A 19,516-nucleotide genomic window follows, 5' to 3' on the forward strand; every position below is an offset into this window, starting at 1 on the left:
TGAAAAAATCTTTGCACAATGGCCTTGCGATTTTCATGGGCGGGGGCGAATATTGACACTATTCATGTAGGTTTCGCGGGAATGACAGAACTGGATTTTCCACTGCTAATTTGTCATTCCTGCGAAAGCAGGAATCCAGAAGTGTTGTGAAGTATTGTTTTGCCTCTCTTTTATATTTCACCTTGTAGGTGGAACATTATAGCACCCGAAACACTTATTTCAAAAGGGTTTTCTCCCCGATTCTCTTCTCTATATCGGATTTAGGGAGCCATGGCAAACGCATTTGGAAATTACAATCAAATGTGTTTGCCATGGTTTACCCTGCAGGAGCTTGACTAAGTGCCCGGGTTATATTATCATAAATCAGATGGAACTCATAGATTACAGCGATTATTATTTTCGGACAAAGTTGAAGGAGGCTCTCCCTCCACAGCGCTCAGGGAAGTTCGTTCAGATCAGGGAAAACCCTGTAGCTGAGTTTATAGTCCTGTCGCCCTCCGGGTTTTCTACCTATCACGCAGATATTGTCAGACACTTTTGCAGTCAAACGGGTATCATGGGCATCTACAACAACGAACACAAGCATTTTGATATATCAGACCCAAAATGGCGCGTAATCGGCGGCGGCAAGTGGTCAATAGACGAAGGGCTGAAGACCCTTCGCCTTTATGGTTACTCACAGGCATACGGCAGCTTCAATCCGCTTGGACTTACAGAGGGGTTATCAAAGATTAATTCCCTCTCCGGTTACGAAATATCAACTGGTTCCTGAAATTATATGGAGGTATTTTAAATGCTTAGTTCAAAGACACTCACCAAAATATGCTTAAGGCTATTGCTTCCAGTTTTGTTGATGATTCTTATATTACCAGCAATGGCATGGTCGTTAAACGGTGCAGACGTGGCCATCTACAACGATACCGCTTATCAGTTTGGCGGGGCATGGTCTACAGGACTTATTGCGATTAAGACCGCGCTGACCTATTACGGGTATACATATGAAGATATTACCCCAGAGGCACTCAACACCGCAGTCAATCTTAATTCCCTTTATAAAACGATAATATTTGGAGGTGGATGGGCAGGCGGATATAACACATATGTGACGGCTTCAGGGTATAACAACATCAGAAATTTTATATACAATGGCGGAGGCTACATTGGCATATGCGCTGGGGCATATTTCGCATCAAACATGGTACTATGGCGGGAGCAATTTCAAAGCACTATTAACCTCTATGACTATCCCTTAGACTTATTCAACGGATTCGGCATAGGCTCTGTGTTTGAGATAATTGGCTGGAATGTCCCAACAGGCTGTACAACCGGTATAACACAATCAGCCGCCATGACAACCGTAAGCATAGATACATCAATCTTGCCAGACGTTAGTCCAACGCTGAATATTTTATACTTCGGCGGACCGTTTTTCGTACCTTTTGACACGGGGATTACAGTGGTCGGCAGATATAGCGGAGGGGCTGCAAGTAATAATCAGCCCGCAATGATAATGTTTAACTACGGTAGCGGGAAGGTGTTTTTGACCGGGCCTCACCCTGAGATATCATTCAGTAATTGTACCCTGTGGTATGACACCTCAACATGGCAGCTGCTTCGTAGTGTAGTTAAAAAACTCACAGGGAAATGACTTAAGTAAGCCATGAGCTGCCGCAGGGATTTAGACCTTGCGGCAGCCACCGTCATGTTTTTTAACTATTTAAAAAAAACTTGCTCTTTACTCTTGACACAAACACCTGATTGCTGGTATAAAATCTATGTGATAAAAAAGACAGAGAAAATATGGATGGACGGCGAGTTCGTCAACTGGGAAGACGCAACTGTTCATGTGATGACACACACGTTGCACTATGGGCTTGGTGTATTCGAGGGAATACGCAGCTATAAAACACCATCCGGTCCGGCTGTGTTCAGGCTCAAAGAGCATGTGGAGAGGTTATTTGACTCAGCGCATATCTTTCAGGTTGAAATACCTTTTACAAGGGAGCAGATAGTCAATGCAGTTATAGATTGTGTAAAGATAAACCGGCTTGAGGAGTGCTATATCCGGCCTTTTGTCTATATCGGGTATGGGTTGATGGGCATATATCCAAAGGATAACCCGGTAAAGGTGGCAGTGGCTGCCTATCCGTGGGGGTCTTATCTTGGCGAAAATGCAATACAAAACGGCATTCGCGTTAAGGTCTCATCATATATCAGAAATCATGTAAACTCGAATATGTCCCGCGGAAAGATATCCGGTTATTATATAAATTCACAACTGGCCAAAACTGAGGCAGTCACGCTGGGATTTGCAGAGGCACTACTGCTTGATGCAGACGGTTATGTCGCTGAAGGCTCTGGTGAAAACATATTCATCGTAAGAAATGGGAAGTTAAAGACAACGCCTCTTACCTCCATACTTGAAGGTATTACGAGGGACAGTATTATGAAAATAGCGGCTGACAACGGATTGGAAATTACCGAGGCCAGGTTCACCAGAGATGAGCTATACATCTCTGACGAGGCTTTTTTCTCCGGTACTGCTGCAGAAATCACACCAATAGTAGAAGTGGACAACCGTAAGATCGGCGAAGGTAAGCCAGGCGAAATAACCACAAAACTTCAGTCAATATTCTTTGATACCGTACACGGCAAGGTCGATAAGTACCACAGCTGGCTCACATATGTCTAATCTACGACGCTAAGGTTTTTTCGATAGCGTAATACCTGCTTATTTAACATGGCACTTAGAACAGTATCTCTCGTCTGATGTACTGAATGACGTCTTACCGTCGTGGCAGGCCCCACAGTATGCCCCTTCATTCATCTCTTTCATGGTCATCTTTGTCACCCCATGCCTCATCCTAAAGACCTCTAGGTGGCATTGAGTGCATTTAATCCCCTTACCGGCATGTTTTGTGCCGTTGAAGACAACCCTGCCCTCCTCGCTCTCCCATGAAAGAACTTTACCAGGGGGCACTGCGAATGACGGGACACTCACGAGTATAAAAACCAATAGCGTAAGGGCTCTAATCACACTTTTTATCTCTCCACACGAAATGTATAAAGATATAATAATATGACAGTTGACAGGTTGTCAAGGCGACAACGGCAGCGCTCCCCAGCGCTGCTTCACTGGCGCGATATCCCGCTTGCCTAAAACAAACCGCCATTGCCGAAGAAATTCCATACGTCAACCATGACCTTGTCCTTTTGTATGTTTAAGTCTGCGTATTCTTTGTGTGGTGTGCCCAGTACGATTATATCCGCTGCGCTTACGAGCGCCTCAGCCGTGACAAAACCGCGCTCATTAATGTACACATCTGAACACAACACCTGTTTTGATTCGATTTCCAGAATCTTTTTCAACTTATATGAAAGCGATTCCCTCTTGTCGTCGTTATTTGCCTTAAATGCCATTCCAAGAATGCCGACGGTTTTTTCCTTCAGTGAATAGCGGTCTTTTAGCGTTGAGACAATGAAATTCGGAAGCCCTTCGTTTATCAACATGGCGGCATGACCCAGGAAAAAACTGTTATTGCTAAATGCGGCAAGCTGCATCGTATCCTTAAACAGACACGGCCCGGCGGCAAAGCCTGCCGATGGAAATGACGCCGCACGCGGATATTTGTACGTGATTGCACTGTAGATTTTATAAAAATCTAGTTTATGCTGTGCTGCGATTTGATAGAACTGGTTGGATATAGAAAATTGAATATAACGCCAGACGTTTGTAAAGAGCTTGGCCAGTTCCGCCTCAATAGGCGTTAGATACATTATATCATCGGTAAGAATCTCAAACAGCCGGGCGGCCTCCACCTCTGAATCACTGTCAAAAGACGCCACAATCTGCGGCAGCTCGCGAAGCTCGACAATTGCCTTTCCCTCAGCAATTCGCTCAGGACAAAACGAGACCCTGACATTTTTCCCCTTTGCGGCAAGATATTCCTTTATCTTTTCTGTAGTGCCGGGAAACACCGTACTCCTTAAGATGATGTGCTGCCCGTCTTTAAGACAGCCGGAGAGGTCATCGAAGAACTGTTTAAATATCGTAAACTGAGGGTTCAGGTGTTCATCCACCGGTGTACCTATGACGATAATTACATAATGGCTTTCGGTGATTACAGCCCTGTCGTTCGATACAAAAAGGGTATTATTTATTACCTTACTCAGGATTTCCTCTGCCCCTGTCTCTAAAAAAGGCATCTTTCCCTTCGATACCGTCTCTATTGCCTTTGTATTTATATCGTACAGGACTACTTTTTTGCCGACCTCTGCTAGCATAATTCCCAGTGGCAGTCCCACATGCCCTAATCCGCCAACAACGCACACATCATAGCCCATCGTTTTTTATCTCCTTTTAAATAACTGCTTTATGCCGCTATCGGACATCAGAACCTGCGGCAGGTGGAAATATCTTGCCCGGATTCAATATGTTTTTTGCGTCGAAGAGTTTCTTTATCCCGCGCATTATGTCAAGGTTTACTGAGTCCAGCTCCATGTCAATATATTTCGATTTAGTAAGACCAATTCCGTGCTCCCCTGAAATAGAGCCGCCAAGTTCGAGTGTGAGCTTAAAGGTCTTGCGGACGAGTTTTTCGGCCTCATCGTACTTCTGCTTGTCGTTTTTGTCTGTCATGATGTTTACGTGTATATTGCCGTCACCGGCATGTCCGAAACATGCGATTGGCACTCCCGCCGCCTCGGAAATGCCCTGCAAGCCTGATAAAAGCTCCGGTACCTTTGTGACAGGGACAACTACATCCTCATTTATCTTTGTCGGGCTTAACTTATAAAGCGCCGGGGATACCGCCCTTCTTGCATCCCATAGCAGTTCTCTTGAGGCTGAGTCTTCGGCAATTTTTACCTTCCCCTGAAAACCGTTACAGATGTTTGCAACCTTATCAATGTCGGCAGCGATTGCCTTTGTGCTGCCGTCGATTTCAATTAGAAGCATAGCCTCGATGTCTTCAGGAAATCCAACATTTTTGTACTTATTGACGGCAGAGAGGGTCATCCTGTCCATCAGCTCCATAGTTCGCGGGATTATGCCATCGGCAATTATACGAGATACGGACTTGCCGGCGTACTCAAGAGAATTGAAGGCCGCAAGCAGCGTTATCACATTCTCAGGCAGCGGCAGGACTTTCAGTCTAATCTTTGTTATTACGGCAAGTGTGCCCTCAGAGCCGACAAGGAGGCGTGTAAGGTCATAGCCCACGACACTTTTTTTCGTCTGCACACCTGTGCGAATCAACCTGCCGTCGGGCAGGACTGCCTCAAGCTGCATGACGTAGTCTCTGGTGACGCCGTATTTGAGCGCCCTGGGGCCTCCGGCATTTTCGGCTACGTTGCCGCCGATTGTGCATGTGTTGAGGCTGGCAGGGTCAGGGGGATAGAAATATCCCTGGTCTTTAAGGGCGCGCTGCAGGTCGCCGTTTATGACGCCAGGCTCTACGACTACGTTTAGGTTGCGCATATCGACTTCGATTATCCTGTTCATCTTCTCAAAGCTCAGGATGATGGAATCATTAGCGGCTACAGAGCCTCCGGTAAGGCCGGTGCCAGCACCGCGCGGGATTACCTTTATGTCGTTTTGGTAGGCAAATTGCATTAACTTAGATATATCTGCCGCAGTTGTCGGCCAAACCACAGCCGCTGGAAGCACATCCAGACCTGATGCGTCATAGCCGTAGCACAGCAGGTCCTCTTTCTCCACAGAGTAAGTGCCTTCAGCTAATACATTATTTAAACTTTTCATCTTGTGCCGCTATTGTGCCTGACATTATTATATATGATACCAGAGGTCTTGTGCAACCTGCGCTTTCAAAAGCCACACGAGGAAATTGCGGGACTAAGGTTCGTCCTGACGGCCTAGTGGACGGCTGTTAAGTCCATAGAGTTTCCTTGCCGCTGATATGAGGATGTCCTTTTCCTCGTCATTTCCTTTTAAGGCCATAGTGGGTTGGTGGAGCAGCTTGTTTATCATGGCGTTCATGGCATGCTCTATCGCCTGTTTATCTTTTTCTTCTATTCCGTTTAATTTATTGTAGAGTTTTGCTAATTCCTCGTTTTTAATACCTTCGGCATTTCTTCTGAGTTCCACGATTGTCGGAATTGCGTCAAGGGAGTGCAGCCAATCAAAAAATACGTCTATCTCCTTGTCTATTATATCTTCCGCCTTCTTTGACTCCTTTAGCCGTTCGTTTAGATTCTTATCCACTACCCCCTGCAGGTCGTCTATGTCGTATAGATATACGTTTTCCAGACTGTTTATCTTCGGGTCGATGTTTCGTGGTACAGATATGTCTATAATGAATACAGGGCGCTGCCTTCTGGTCTTCATTTGCTTTTCCATTTCGCTGTATTCTAATATGTAAGAGCGTGCGCCAGTTGAGCATATGACTATGTCTGCCACTGAAAGCTCTTTTTTAAAATCACTGAACTCTACCGCCCTGCCGGAAAACTCCACCGCAAGGGCCAGGCCCCGCTCGTATGTCCTGTTGGCCACTATGACATCTTTTACCCCGCTTCCTGTAAGATGCCTTGCCGCTAGTTCTGCCATCTCACCGGCACCGAGGAGCATAAATACCTTATCTCCAAGGTCTCCGAATATCTTCTTTGCCAGTTCAACCGCCGCGTATCCTATAGAGACGGCATTTTCGGCTATCTTTGTCTCTGTCCTGACGCGCTTTGCCACTGATATGGCCTTCTTCATCAGCTTGTTTAGGATAAGGCCGGATGACTGCTCTTTAAGCCCGATTTCGTAGGCGTCTTTTAACTGCCCCAGTATTTGCGGCTCGCCAACGACCATTGAATCCAACGACGAGGCAACCCGAAACAGGTGTCTCACGCCGTCCTCGGCTCCGTAGGCATAGAGCGCACCATCAAGGACTTCTAAAGGGAACTTATGAAACTCTGCGAGGAATTTCTTTACACGCTCTACCATGCTTAAGTCGCCGTCTGCGTGTAAATATAGCTCCACACGGTTGCACGTAGAGAGGATTATGGCCTCACTGATGCCCGTCAGATTTCTCAGGCCGACAAGTCCCTTTTTAATCCTCTCGCGGTCAAAGGCAATGCTCTCTCTTACCTCTACATCTGCTGTCTTATGATTAAGTCCGATTACCAGAACTGTCATTCAAATCCATGAAACGTCTTCATTAGTAAATTCACCCCGAAAAAGGTAAACAGTATGGCAATGAATCCCACTGCCGAGAGAATTGCTGTGCGTCTGCCCTGCCACCCCGCATTCAGGCGCGCATGAAGCACTGCGGCATAAAATATCCAAGTTATCAAAGACCAGACCTCCTTCGGGTCCCATCTCCAGTACGTGCCAAGAACGGCCTCAGACCACAAGGCGCCAGTGATTATCGCAAGCGTCAACAGCGGAAACCCTATAGTTATCAGACGGTAGTTTACCTCGTCCAGCACCCGCAGGCTTGGCAGACGATGAAAAAGACCGTCCAGTTTTTTTAACTTTACATTCCTCTGCTGTATCAAATACATGATGCCTACCCCGCAGGCTACCGCAAGGGCTGCCTCACCCACAAAGGCCAATATTGTGTGAAGCCAGAGCCACGAGTTCTTAAGTATCACCGGTAGTGGCCTTATCTGCCGTGGCAGCACCGAGGAGGACAACATCAACACCAACACCCCGGGCAGCACAAATGACCCCAACAGCCCTATCTTATATCTGTACTCAATTATAAAAAAAATCAACACAATGCTCCACGTGAAAAAAGAGGCCGCCTCATGTAAACTGGCTGTGGGCATGTGCCCTGAGATAAACAGCCGGAGAGCTATGTTTAACGTGTGAAAGACAAAACCGAAAGCGGCAAACACGACCATCCCCTTTGAGGTTGCCTTGCATCCACGTATCAACTCAAGTATCGCTAATATTGTTGCGATAAAATATGATGTCAGCGCAAGCTCAAACGTCAATACCAATTAAAAACACCCCAGTTCACACGTAGTTATCCTGATATTAAGGGCATTGGCCGCCTCACCAAATTTGTTATATGAAATACCAAGCAACTCCGCTGCCTTTCTTGCCAGCGCACATGGAATCCTGCCATCGCAAGACAGCCCTGTGAGGGTATTTACTATCTCTTTTTTGACGATTTCATTCTCTATAACCTGCGCGCAGCTATCCCAATCTATATTTGGGTCTATATTTGGGTCTATATTTGGGTCTATATTTGGGTCTATATTTGGGTCTATATTTGGGTTGTCTGCCGTATTTTCAGCTGCAGTGACGGCATCCCACTGTTCAGATGAAATATTGCAGGTCTTCACGCCGCACGACAAGGGCACATACGGCATCTGGTTTATGTCTGGCGGGAATTCCCGCAGTACCAGCACCGAGGCCTTCTCAAGCGCCCTCTTTGCGCTGTCTTTTACCTTAAGCGGGTCTTCTCCAAAGACAAATGCCACAACATCAAAATCGATATACTCAGTGGGGCTGTTTCCCTCTACCAGTATTCCATCCATGTCCCAGAACTTATCAATGGCAATCCGAAGTATCTCCTCAAGCTCATGCCTGGGGGATTGAATCCATTGAGCTTTCTGAGCCCCAGCGATAAGGAGCCTTGTCGTGTCCTTATCGCTCTGGCTTATGGTCTCAGCAGCATCAGACAACGACGTATAAAAGGCAGTCTGCGTGTATTTAACTGCGCCCCATGCGCCTTTCTTTCTCTCCGTCAAACGCTTCAACAAACGCTCTGCTAACGTGGTTTTCCCACAGCTGCTGTGCGCCCCGCCAATGCACACCAGCAGCGGCTTATGTCTGAGTTCTGGTATATTTGCAGTCATTATTTTGGCAAAAAATAGATTTATCGCCTGATTTGGCTATTTTTTCATAAAGCAGCGAGGCGCCGCAATCAGGACATGCCTCTGCCACCGGCTTATAGGACGAGATATATTTACAGTCTGGATAGTTGCCGCAGGCATAAAACACCTTGCCCTTGAATCTGCCCTTTGTTGATTTACGCTCTATAATATCGCCGCCATCCTGTGGGCATTTCAGACCCGTAGGGATAGGTTTCATGTTTTTACACGCAGGATAGTTCGAGCAGGCTTGGAATCTGCCGAATCTGCCTGTTTTGATAACCATTGGGTGTGAGCATTTATCGCACTGTTCGCCGGTCAGCTCTACAGGTATCTCCTGTTGAGCCTGCCCTGTTTTGGGGTCTATCTGGCGTGTATTTTTGCACTCAGGATAACCGGAGCAGGCAAGGAACATCCCAAATCTGCTTGGCTTCATTACCATCGGCTTTGAGCATTTATCACATACCTCATCTGTGGGTATGTGAAATCTTTCCTCGCTCTTTGAGGCCGTCTCAATGTCCTGGGTAAATGGCAGATAGAAATCCCCAACGACATTATTCCAGCGGATTTCGCCGGTCTCTATTTTATCAAGGTCGTCTTCCATTTTAGCCGTGAATGTTATATCTATTAAATCATGAAAACGTTTGACTAAGAAATCGTTTACCAGGATGCCAAGCCCTGAGGGTTTGAACTTGCCGTCTTCTTTCAGCACGTATTTTCTGTCTTCTATGGTGGAAAGTGTGGCGGCATAGGTGCTTGGCCTGCCTATGCCCTTGTCCTCAAGGGTCTTAACAAGGGTAGCCTCGGTATATCTGGGTGGCGGCTGTGTGAAGTGCTGCTGCTTTCTGAGGTCAAGGAGTTTGAGGGCATCACCTTCCTTAATATCTGGAAGCAACGTTGAACCGTCTGAGTCCTCTATGTCAGGCGTCTCAGAGTAGAGGGCGAGGAATCCCCTGAACTTAAGAACCGTCCCTGTGGCCCTGAACTGAGCCTCTTTAGTATCATCAAATATATCAAATGTCGTCAGCTCCATCAGGGCAGTGGACATCTGGCTGGAGATAAAACGCTTCCATATGAGTTCATAGAGGGCAAACTGGTCGCGCGCCAAATATTGTTCTACCGCCTCCGGTGGGTACTGCACGTATGTCGGCCTTATGGCCTCATGTGCCTCCTGCGCAGATGCCTTAACCTTATATTGGTGCGGTTTTGGCGGGACGTATTCTCTGCCGAAGGTTCTCTCTATGTACTCACGCGCCCACTGAACGGCCTCGGGGGCTATTCTGGTTGAATCTGTTCTCATGTATGTTATTAGTCCTACGGAGCCTTTCTCACCCATATCCACACCTTCGTAGAGGCGCTGGGCGGTGGACATCGTCTTCTTTGCGGAGAATCTTAGCTTCCTCGATGCCTCTTGCTGAAGTGTGCTGGTTATAAACGGAGGATAAGGGGTGCGCTTTTTTTCTTTCTTGTCTATGTTCAGCAATGAATAATTTCTTTTGAGAAGGGTCTCTCTAATAAGCTCTGCGTCTTTTTCTGAGGTTATCAGGAATTTATTTTCCTTGCGCGACGGGCCGTCAGAGGACTTAAGGGCGCGTTCTATTACAGTCTCTCCCTTGTACTTAAACAGCCGGGCTGAGAACTCCGGCTCAACAGCCCCCGCATACTTAGCAGTTACAGACCAGTACTCCTCCTGATTGAATGCCTCTATCTCCCTCTCCCTTTCAACCACTATGCGGACGGCCACTGACTGTACCCTCCCGGCACTGAGACCGCGGCTTATCTTTTTCCACAGCAGGGGGCTCAGCGTATAGCCAACCAGCCTGTCAAGCACACGGCGCGCTTGTTGGGCGTTGACCTTGTTCGTATCTATCAGTGTCGGGGACTTCATGGCCTCTTTAACGGCGCGTTCAGTAATTTCGTTAAACCTGACGCGGTATATTTTGGACGAGGCGGCCTCCTCTGTAATAGTCTCAGCTATGTGCCAGGCGATTGCCTCCCCCTCGCGGTCAGGGTCAGGGGCAAGGTATATGTTTGAAGCCCTTTGAGCAGCAGCCCGCAGGTCGAGGATGACTTTTTCCTTCCCGGGTATGGTTATATATTTTGGCGTGAAGCCGTTTTGCGTATCTACGCCAAGTTCCTTTTTTGGCAGGTCGAGGATGTGACCGACAGATGCCTTTACTGAAAACCCCTTGCCAAGTATCTTCCCTATTGTCTTAGCCTTTGCAGGGGACTCAACGATTACCAGTCCGCTCAGGGCATCAGTGGATTCGTCAGCGTCCACTGATTTCTTAAGTTTACCCGGTTTCTTAAGGGGTTTCTTAAGGGGTTTCTTTACTGGGCCAGTCTCAGCGGTCTCAGCGGTTTTTGGGGTTTTTGGGGTGGCCTTAGTCTTCTTCAGTGCCATAATATCCTTTTGCCGTTGCCAAATATCATTGAATAGACATCGTCTCTGTCCATGTATGTGTCTTTGGAGACTACATAGGCAAGGAACGCCTTCAGCGTATCAATGTCCTCGTCGCTCATAATATCAAGTCCTTCGAGATTCGACAGGTCCTCGTACAAGTCTGTGATATTATAATCACTAATGACCGTTTGTATCTTTGACTCATCAAAGTTCATATCGCTGCTGATTATCTCGTTAGCGATTACCCTTAGCAGTGTCATAAATCTCTTATACATTTATCCTCCGCCGTCCATGTCTCTGCTGCCGACAATTATATAGAAACACCAATATATTTTGCTATTAAGCAAGCTGAAATTTCTTTCCATCTATCTGCCTGACCACTCCTTTTATTTCAAGCCCTAATAATAATGTAAGCGCCTCGTTTGATGCAACACCACTCTTGCGAATTATTTCATCTATATGGATGGGTTCATGGGAAATAAACTCGTAAAGCCGCTTTTCCTCAGCATCAAGCGCAATCCCTTTTTCAATCCCGGCCTTGGATTTTACAAAACCCTTTAAGATATGTCTGAGTTCCTCAACAATGTCACTGGCGCTTTGAACAAGTTTTGCCCCCTTTTGAATTAAACTGTGCGTACCAACAAATGATGATGACATAATATTGCCGGGCACTGCAAATACCTCCCTGCCCTGTTCAAGGGCAAACTCCGCCGTAATCAGCGCCCCGCTCCTTTGCGAGGCCTCAACCACGAGTACCCCAAGCGAAAGCCCGCTTATCAGCCTGTTCCTGACAGGGAAGTTTTCCCTCAATGGCTTAGTGCCGGGCAAAAACTCCGACACAACCGCCCCCTCTTCGGCTATCCTCTTGTAGAGCCATGCGCTCTCAGGGGGATAAACTACGTCAACCCCAGAGCCTAGCACGGCAATAGTGCTGGCATTGTTCTGTATAGCCTTTTTATGTGCTACAGAGTCAATACCCCGAGCCATACCGCTTACAATCGTAAAGCCCATCGCAGTAAGTTCATCTGTAAATCTCTCAGCAACGCTTATCCCATAGTGCGATGCCTTTCGCGTCCCAACTATGGCGATGGCATAACGGTCCTCTTGTCTGATTTGCCCTTTCACAAAGAGAATCAACGGGTGGTCAGGGACTTCTTTTAGCAGGGATGGAAATCCTGCGTCCTCATAATGCAGTATTTTAATGCCGGTCTTTTCACACTTCTCTATTACCTTGTCTGTCTCATCCCATGCCGTAAAATTCACTATCCCTTGTGCCCGCCCCTTGCCCACTCCTTCAACCTGAAGGAGGGCCTTCAACGAGGCACGAAAGATATTCTTCGGTTCTCCAAAGGCTTTCAACAGTTTTCTGGTAGTGCCCGGCCCTATTACCGGTATCGACGAAAGGGCAAGCAGATATCTTAATTCTTCCTGCACTTAACCCACAGCCTATTTATTAATTTTGGCATTTTTTAATCTCAATGCGTTGAGTTTTATAAAACCGGCGGCATCCGTCTGGTCATACACATCCTCCTCTTCAAATGTTGCAAGGCCTGCGTCATAGAGCGACACGGGCGACTTCCTCCCCACAACCAGACAGCTGCCCTTGTAGAGCTTCAGACGTGCTGTACCGGTGACGTTTTTCTGCGTCACATCAATAAATGTTTGCAGTGCCAGCCGCTCCGGTGAAAACCAGTACCCGTAGTATACCATTTCGGCGTATTTCACTATTAACGAATCCCTGAGATGCAGTACCTCTCTGTCCATCGTAATAGACTCGACCGCCCTGTGTGCAGCGTGCAGGCATGTGCCCCCGGGGGTTTCATACACCCCTCTGGATTTTATGCCCACATAGCGGTTTTCTACTATGTCTATTCTGCCAACGCCGTTTTCTCCGGCAATGGAGTTCATCTTACTAAGCAGATCATATGGCGTCATTGCAACACCGTCGATACCAACAGGGTTGCCGTTTGCGTAGTTAATCTCAATGTATCTGGGTTTATTTGGTGCCTTCTCCGGGGCAGTCATAAGCGTCCACATGTCGTCGGTTGGTTCAAGCCACGGGTCTTCTAAAATCCCTCCCTCGTAGCTTATGTGCAGGGCATTTCTGTCTGTGCTGTAGGGCTTGTCCTTTGTGGCTGTGACAGGGATGCCGTGCTTTAGCGAGTATTCTATTAGTGACTGACGGGACTTAAACGGCCACTCGCGCCACGGGGCTATAATTTTTATATCTGGCTTAAGGGCATAGCAGCCAAGCTCAAAGCGCACCTGGTCGTTACCCTTGCCGGTTGCGCCGTGGGCTACAAAGTCGGCGTTTTCCTTTACGGCTATTTCGATTTGCTTTTTCGCAATCAGCGGTCTAGCTATCGAAGTCCCCAGCAGATAATTGTTTTCATAGAAGGCATTTGCCCTGAACATCGGAAACACATAGTCTCTTACAAATTCCTCCCTTACGTCTTCTACATATACCTTTGAAGCGCCGGTCATAAGGGCCTTCTCGCGCACATTGTCGAGTTCTTCACCCTGCCCAAGGTCGGCGCAAAACGCGATGACTTCTATGTCATAAGTTTCTTTAATCCACTTAATGGCAACCGATGTATCAAGGCCGCCGGAATACGCTAGTACTACTTTTCTCATAATACTGCTCCCAACAAGTTAAAATTATTTTAATCAGAGAGGCTTCCCAGCCCCACTTCGTAAAAAGTAGCATTATATGATAAAAAATGTAAATATAATTTTCACAGACGGCCATTTCCTGTATATTTACTTTTCCAAATAGACGCAACCGCTGCTAATGTGATACTATAACCCCCATGAAAACAATTGAAATATACGACACAACCCTAAGAGACGGCACTCAGGCTGAGGACGTATCACTCACGCTTGAAGATAAGCTCATGATAACTGAAAAACTCGACGCATTCGGCATTCACTTTATCGAAGGCGGGATGCCCGCCTCAAACCCCAAGGACGCTGAATACTTCAAACAAATCAAAGCAATGCGCCTCAAGACCGCAGTTATCGCGGCCTTTGGCAGCACCCACCGCCCGGGGCTGCGCGCTGAGGAAGATAAAGGCCTCCAGGCGCTTGTTGCGGCAGCTACGGAGTGCGTTACCATATTCGGCAAGACATGGGATTTCCATGTGCGTGAGGCGCTGGGGATTGAAAACGATGAGAATTTACGCATTATATGCGATTCTTTTAAATTTCTGAAATCACATGTGAAAAAGGTATTTTTCGACGCCGAACACTTCTTTCAGGGCTATATCAATAACCCAGTCTATGCGGTTGAATGCCTGAGGGCTGCCGTCGATGGCGGGGCAGACTGCCTCGTGCTGTGTGATACCAATGGCGGGTGCCTGCCCGAACAAGTTCATCGTATTACCACAGAAGTGAAAAAGGCTGTCGGCGCACCGATTGGCATTCATGCCCATAATGACTCAGACTGCGCCGTTGCAAACTCCTTAGAGGCCGTGCGCGCCGGTGCCGTGCAGGTGCAGGGGACTATTAACGGGCTTGGTGAGAGGTGCGGCAATGCCAATCTTTGTTCTATCATACCAAATCTGCAATTAAAGCTGGATTATGAATTATTTGGCAGCAGCGCTGCCCTTACACAGCTCAGAGACGTATCGCGCTATGTCACAGAGATAGCCAACTTGCCACACTTGAAGCGCCAACCATATGTCGGTGACAGCGCCTTCGCCCACAAGGGCGGTATGCACGTAAGCGCTATCCAAAAACACTCCTCCACGTATGAACATATTAAACCTGAGCTTGTCGGCAACTCGCAAAGAATCCTGATTTCTGACCTCTCCGGCAAAAGCACCCTTCAGAAAAAGGCCGAGGAGCTTGGTGTACACATGGGTGGAGAGACAAAGGCCAAAAAGATTCTTGATCTCCTGAAGAGACTTGAAAACCAGGGCTATCAATTCGAGGGGGCTGAGGCCTCGTTCGAGCTTATGATAAAAAAGGAGACCGGCCAATATAAAGAGGCATTTGAGTTTCTTGGGTTTCAAATTATGACCCAAAAGACGTGCCATGAAAGCAGCTCGATAAACACCGCTATTATAAAGATGAAACTGCCAGACGGTGAACTCGTCCATACAGCCGCCGAGGGAAACGGCCCTGTCCATGCCCTCGACAACGCCCTGAGAAAGGCGCTTGAGCGCTATTACCCTGCCCTTAAAGACGTATCGCTGCACGACTATAAGGTCAGAGTGCTGTCGTCCGGCGGTGCTGGGACTTCGTCCGGTGTGCGCGTGCTTATCGAATCCGGCGACCACAACTCACGCTGGGGCACAGTCGGCGTAAGCCCTAATGTCATAGAGGCATCGTGGCACGCCCTTGTGGACAGCATAGAGTATAAACTCCACAAGGATAAGTTAATAGACGATAAGTAATCGTCAGGTGTATACTTTACGCATTTGAAAAAATATGCGGCGTATATGTTTTTAGCTGAACTATCGATTATAGTTTTTGCTGCCGTTAAATATAAGTTCATGGGCAGTTTTTCGCCACTATGTCCTCAAGAGAGTAAAAATGTCTAATTACTTAAAAGTAGTTAACGTATCTTTGATGTGGGGTGTAATTATCACCATTCTGTACATTGGCAGCCTGTACAGCTTTTTGGTGTTTCATACAGTTGCAGAGTTTTTTTGTGTAGTCATAGCGTTTTGTATCTTTACCCTTGCATACAACACACGCCGGTATATGAAAAACAATTATCTGTACTTTCTCGGGATAACGTATCTTTTTCTTGGTACGCTTGACACACTTCATACGCTTACATATAAGGGTATGAATATCATACAAACACACAATGTAGGGACGGCTACTGAAATATGGATAGCGACACGATATGTTGAGAGCATTTCTCTGACTGTTGCCCCATTTTTTTTATTCAGAGAAAAGATCAATAGATTTTTAATATTTTTAATTTATATATTCGTAACTTTACTGATATTGGGTTCAATTTTTTTGTGGAACAACTTTCCAGCCTGCTATGTGGAAGGGCTTGGTCTGACCACGTTTAAGAGAGTCAGTGAATATGTCATCTCCTTTATCCTGGCTATTGCCTTATGTCTGTTAATCAGAAACAGGAGGTTTTTTGACATTGATGTTCTGAGGCTGCTATCAGCCTCCATTGCTTTTACAATATTGACGGAACTCTGCTTTACGCTCTATATTGATTTATACGATTACATAAATGTTCTGGGGCACTTGTTTAAAATCATATCTTATTATTTCATTTACAAAGCTGTAATCGTTACGGGAATTAATAAGCCTTTTGATATCCTGTTCAGGGACCTGAACATCAGGAAGGAGGAGGCTGAAAAGGCAAACAGGGCAAAGAGTGACTTTCTTGCAAATATGAGCCACGAAATCAGAACCCCTATGAATACCATAATAGGGATGACAGATTTAGCGTATGAAAGATCGGCAGACGAACACCAGATGGAGTATCTTTCTATAGTAAAAGGCTCGGCCAACGCCTTATTAGGTATCATTAACGAAATCCTTGATATTATGAAAATAGAATCTGGCAGGTTTGAGCTTGAACACATAGATTTCTCTGTAAAAGATGTGGTTTTATTTGCCTTTGATATGTTTGCAATGAGTGCAAAGGAGAAAGGACTTCGGATTAATTACACAATATCCCCTAATGTACCTGTAGTGTTAAAAGGTGATCCAACCCGTCTCCGGCAGGTGCTTATCAATTTGATAGGGAATGCTCTAAAATATACAAATAAGGGTGAGATTGATATTAATCTGAATGTTATAGAAGTAGAGAGACCGAATGATTCGGTGAGCCTTATCTTTTCTGTAAGCGATACGGGGATAGGAATCCCGCCTGATAAAATCGAACATATATTTCAGAGATTCACTCAGGCAGACAGCTCAACCACCAGAAGATACGGGGGCACGGGACTTGGTCTTGCTATATGCAAGGAGATTACCCATCTAATGGGCGGCAGGATATGGGCAGAGAGCGCCCCTGGCAAGGGCAGCACGTTTTATTTTACCGTCACGATGGGGAAATCAGACAAAGAGGATACGTTTTTCTCAACCGGTCACTACTGTCAGGTAGCAGCCCGCCCAAGACGCAACTTCCGCGTGCTGGTTGCCGACGATATAGAAGAAAACATCATTTTGCTGACAATCCGCCTCAAACAGCATGGACACACAATAATTACAGCACGAAACGGCGTTGAAGCGGTGGAGTATTTCAAAAAGGAAAAGCCTGACATCATCCTTATGGACATTCAAATGCCTGAGATGGACGGATTAGAGGCTATGCGCCAAATCCGAGCGATTGAATCCCCTGCTGGTCTCAGGACAACTATTATCGCCCTGACTGCCAGCGTTATGTCTGAGGAGAAGGCGGAATATATGGAACAAGGGATGGACGGCGTAGTTGATAAACCAATTGATATAGAAAAACTCCTTGCAATAATCGATATGAAAGTGCCAGAGGGCATCGGAGAGATTCAACAATCCGCACCCGAGACACATGAAACCGTCACTGAAGCAGCTCATATACCAGAGACCGCAGGTATAGACTTCGCCAAAGGCGTCAGCGTTTGGCAGGACGTTGATGTGTATAAGAAGGCGCTCACGGGCTTTGCCCTGAAATATGGCAGCTCGGCAGGCTTGATTTCATCTATGATTGACAGTAACGATATTGGCGGGGCTTATGGTATTGTACATTCTCTAACCGGTTTGTCGGGTAATTTATGTATGACGGCATTGTACAGAGCGGCCAAAGAACTTTCAAAATCGCTGAAAGAGCAGGATGTTGACAGCGCTAAGGCGCAGTTAGTTAAATTTAAAGTCTTGCTGAGGACAGTCGTTGACTCTATACATAAGGAGGAGGTTATAACGCCGGAGGACACTCGCGAGATAGACATAACTGTAGTCAGAGAGATTATTGTCAGATTATTAGCCGCATATGATGGGTTTAACCCCGATGAGGTTGAGCCAATATTTGCACAACTGCAAGGGGCGCTTAACAGGGAACAGTTGACGCCAATAAAAATTTATGTCGATGACCTTGACTTTGCTGCTGCAAAAAAAGAGACAATAAAGCTATGTTCAGCGCTGGCAATTGAGCCGGAGGTAAAGAAATGACAGAACCAAAATCGACACTGTTAATTGTTGACGATGAGCCTGTTATCAGGCAGCACCTGAGACAGATACTTCAGAATAAGTACAACCTATCGTTCGCAACCAGCGGCGCTATGGCGTTAGAGGCGGCAGAGACTATAAAGCCGGACTTAATCCTTCTTGACATTATGATGCCTGAGATGGACGGCTATGAAACGTGTGCTAAGTTGAAGGCCAACCCCGCAGCCTCCAGCATTCCGGTAATATTTATCAGTATTCTGACAGAGACTGACGAAAAGATAAACGCCTTTAAAAGCGGGGCAGTTGACTATGTCTGTAAACCGTTTCAAAGCGATGAGGTAATAGCCCGTATAGATACCCACTTAAAATTATATAACTTGCAGCGGCATTTGGAAAACAGGGTGGAAGAGGAAGTCAACAAACGCAGACTTGAGGAACAGATGCTGATTCAACAGTCCAAGATGGCGGCAATGGGCGAGATGATAGGCGCCATAGCCCATCAGTGGAAGCAGCCGCTAAACACATTGGGGCTTGTGATGCAGGACGTTGCGGATGCCTTTAACGCAGGAGAGCTAGACGCCGGGTATCTTAAGGAATTCACAGCCCAGGGCATGGGATTAATTAATCTTATGGCTGCCACCGTAGATGATTTCCAGAGCTTCCTGAGACCATCAAAGCAAATAGACATTTTCAATGTTACAGAGACCTTTTACGAGGTAGTCAAACTCTTTTCAAATCTACTGAAAAGCGTCGCCATTGAGGTGCAGATAAATACCCCGCAGACGCGCCGTATATATACCACAGGCTATCGCAATGAACTCAAGCAGGTTATCCTGAATCTGATAAACAACAGCCGTGACGCTATAATATCTGCCAGAAGAAAGGGCGTTGACATAGACTATGGGGTCATTGCTGTAGATATTGAAGCGGCAGCAGAAAAGGTTGTCATATCAATAAGCGACAACGGCGGTGGGATAGACAACAAGGTGATAGATAAACTCTTTGACGCATATGTCAGTACCAAAGGAGAGGGAGGCATGGGCATAGGTCTGTACATGTCCAAGGCTATTATAGAGGGAAAGATGAACGGGAAGATTGCCGCCTCTAACATAGAAGGCGGGGCGCAGTTCACCATAGAACTGCCACTTTCAACGCCATAAG

Annotated in this window: 16 protein-coding genes; 6 read left to right on the forward strand and 10 right to left on the reverse strand. The window is 46.6% G+C overall.

What is annotated here, in order from left to right; translation table 11 throughout:
• Positions 1-367: 367 nt before the first annotated feature.
• The 3 genes from ASN18_RS01150 (at position 368) to ASN18_RS01160 (ending at position 2,692) form a co-directional block, all read left to right on the forward strand.
• Positions 368-772, forward strand: coding sequence for a hypothetical protein (locus ASN18_RS01150; protein WP_157072764.1), 405 nt, complete (start codon positions 368-370; stop codon positions 770-772).
• Between the two features lie 21 nt (positions 773-793).
• Positions 794-1,648, forward strand: a complete 855-nt coding sequence (locus ASN18_RS01155; protein WP_085050769.1) for a BPL-N domain-containing protein — start codon at positions 794-796, stop codon at positions 1,646-1,648.
• Between the two features lie 129 nt (positions 1,649-1,777).
• Positions 1,778-2,692, forward strand: coding sequence for a branched-chain amino acid transaminase (locus ASN18_RS01160; protein WP_085050794.1), 915 nt, complete (start codon positions 1,778-1,780; stop codon positions 2,690-2,692).
• A gap of 39 nt (positions 2,693-2,731) precedes the next feature.
• Here the strand turns inward: ASN18_RS01160 and ASN18_RS01165 are convergent, their stop codons facing one another.
• From ASN18_RS01165 to ASN18_RS01210, 10 genes are all read right to left on the reverse strand, one after another.
• The gene (locus ASN18_RS01165) at positions 2,732-3,037 is read right to left on the reverse strand and encodes a c(7)-type cytochrome triheme domain-containing protein (protein ID WP_236861416.1); all 306 of its coding nucleotides are present in this window, start codon (positions 3,035-3,037) and stop codon (positions 2,732-2,734) included.
• 119 nt (positions 3,038-3,156) lie between these two features.
• Positions 3,157-4,344, reverse strand: a complete 1,188-nt coding sequence (locus ASN18_RS01170; RefSeq protein ID WP_085050771.1) for a nucleotide sugar dehydrogenase — start codon at positions 4,342-4,344, stop codon at positions 3,157-3,159.
• A 37-nt stretch (positions 4,345-4,381) separates the two neighbouring features.
• A complete protein-coding gene (locus ASN18_RS01175; protein WP_085050772.1) occupies positions 4,382-5,761 on the reverse strand; it encodes an FAD-binding oxidoreductase in 1,380 nt (459 codons plus the stop codon).
• Between the two features lie 93 nt (positions 5,762-5,854).
• Entirely contained in the window at positions 5,855-7,141 is a 1,287-nt protein-coding gene (gene hemA, locus ASN18_RS01180) for a glutamyl-tRNA reductase (RefSeq protein WP_085050773.1), read from the reverse strand.
• Positions 7,138-7,950, reverse strand: a complete 813-nt coding sequence (gene ccsB, locus ASN18_RS01185) for a c-type cytochrome biogenesis protein CcsB (protein WP_085050774.1) — start codon at positions 7,948-7,950, stop codon at positions 7,138-7,140. Before ccsB ends, hemA begins: the two co-directional genes overlap by 4 nt.
• A complete protein-coding gene (locus ASN18_RS01190; protein ID WP_085050775.1) occupies positions 7,951-8,814 on the reverse strand; it encodes a molybdopterin-guanine dinucleotide biosynthesis protein MobB in 864 nt (287 codons plus the stop codon).
• On the reverse strand, positions 8,783-11,233 hold the full coding sequence (topA, locus tag ASN18_RS01195) for a type I DNA topoisomerase (protein ID WP_085050776.1): 2,451 nt from the start codon (positions 11,231-11,233) through the stop codon (positions 8,783-8,785). The genes ASN18_RS01190 and topA overlap by 32 nt, the downstream gene beginning before the upstream one ends.
• Positions 11,224-11,508: a hypothetical protein gene (locus ASN18_RS01200; protein ID WP_085050777.1), complete on the reverse strand. Its 285-nt coding sequence runs from the start codon at positions 11,506-11,508 to the stop codon at positions 11,224-11,226. The genes topA and ASN18_RS01200 overlap by 10 nt, the downstream gene beginning before the upstream one ends.
• A gap of 64 nt (positions 11,509-11,572) precedes the next feature.
• A complete protein-coding gene (gene dprA / locus ASN18_RS01205) occupies positions 11,573-12,667 on the reverse strand; it encodes a DNA-processing protein DprA (protein WP_085050778.1) in 1,095 nt (364 codons plus the stop codon).
• A gap of 12 nt (positions 12,668-12,679) precedes the next feature.
• On the reverse strand, positions 12,680-13,867 hold the full coding sequence (locus ASN18_RS01210; RefSeq protein WP_085050779.1) for an argininosuccinate synthase: 1,188 nt from the start codon (positions 13,865-13,867) through the stop codon (positions 12,680-12,682).
• A gap of 176 nt (positions 13,868-14,043) precedes the next feature.
• Here ASN18_RS01210 and cimA point away from each other — a divergent pair, with 176 nt between their 5' ends.
• The 3 genes from cimA (at position 14,044) to ASN18_RS01225 (ending at position 19,515) form a co-directional block, all read left to right on the forward strand.
• A complete protein-coding gene (gene cimA / locus ASN18_RS01215; RefSeq protein ID WP_085050780.1) occupies positions 14,044-15,630 on the forward strand; it encodes a citramalate synthase in 1,587 nt (528 codons plus the stop codon).
• 139 nt (positions 15,631-15,769) lie between these two features.
• The gene (locus tag ASN18_RS01220) at positions 15,770-18,358 is read left to right on the forward strand and encodes an MASE3 domain-containing protein (protein ID WP_085050781.1); all 2,589 of its coding nucleotides are present in this window, start codon (positions 15,770-15,772) and stop codon (positions 18,356-18,358) included.
• A complete protein-coding gene (locus ASN18_RS01225; protein ID WP_085050782.1) occupies positions 18,355-19,515 on the forward strand; it encodes a sensor histidine kinase in 1,161 nt (386 codons plus the stop codon). The genes ASN18_RS01220 and ASN18_RS01225 overlap by 4 nt, the downstream gene beginning before the upstream one ends.
• Position 19,516: the final 1 nt, after the last annotated feature.

It is taken from the genome of Candidatus Magnetominusculus xianensis, assembly GCA_001541255.1.
In the GTDB taxonomy this organism is placed as follows: Bacteria; Nitrospirota; Thermodesulfovibrionia; order Thermodesulfovibrionales; family Magnetobacteriaceae; genus Magnetominusculus; species Magnetominusculus xianensis.

Excerpts from the sequence above, each read along its gene's own strand:
- ASN18_RS01150 (WP_157072764.1), top strand. The coding sequence starts at position 368 with ATGGAACTCATAGATTACAGCGATTATTATTTTCGGACAAAGTTGAAG.
- ASN18_RS01155 (WP_085050769.1), top strand. The coding sequence starts at position 794 with ATGCTTAGTTCAAAGACACTCACCAAAATATGCTTAAGGCTATTGCTT.
- ASN18_RS01170 (WP_085050771.1), bottom strand. The coding sequence starts at position 4,344 with ATGGGCTATGATGTGTGCGTTGTTGGCGGATTAGGGCATGTGGGACTG.
- ASN18_RS01175 (WP_085050772.1), bottom strand. The coding sequence starts at position 5,761 with ATGAAAAGTTTAAATAATGTATTAGCTGAAGGCACTTACTCTGTGGAG.
- hemA (WP_085050773.1), bottom strand. The coding sequence starts at position 7,141 with ATGACAGTTCTGGTAATCGGACTTAATCATAAGACAGCAGATGTAGAG.
- ASN18_RS01190 (WP_085050775.1), bottom strand. The coding sequence starts at position 8,814 with ATGACTGCAAATATACCAGAACTCAGACATAAGCCGCTGCTGGTGTGC.
- topA (WP_085050776.1), bottom strand. The coding sequence starts at position 11,233 with ATGGCACTGAAGAAGACTAAGGCCACCCCAAAAACCCCAAAAACCGCT.
- ASN18_RS01200 (WP_085050777.1), bottom strand. The coding sequence starts at position 11,508 with ATGTATAAGAGATTTATGACACTGCTAAGGGTAATCGCTAACGAGATA.
- ASN18_RS01210 (WP_085050779.1), bottom strand. The coding sequence starts at position 13,867 with ATGAGAAAAGTAGTACTAGCGTATTCCGGCGGCCTTGATACATCGGTT.
- cimA (WP_085050780.1), top strand. The coding sequence starts at position 14,044 with ATGAAAACAATTGAAATATACGACACAACCCTAAGAGACGGCACTCAG.
- ASN18_RS01220 (WP_085050781.1), top strand. The coding sequence starts at position 15,770 with ATGTCTAATTACTTAAAAGTAGTTAACGTATCTTTGATGTGGGGTGTA.
- ASN18_RS01225 (WP_085050782.1), top strand. The coding sequence starts at position 18,355 with ATGACAGAACCAAAATCGACACTGTTAATTGTTGACGATGAGCCTGTT.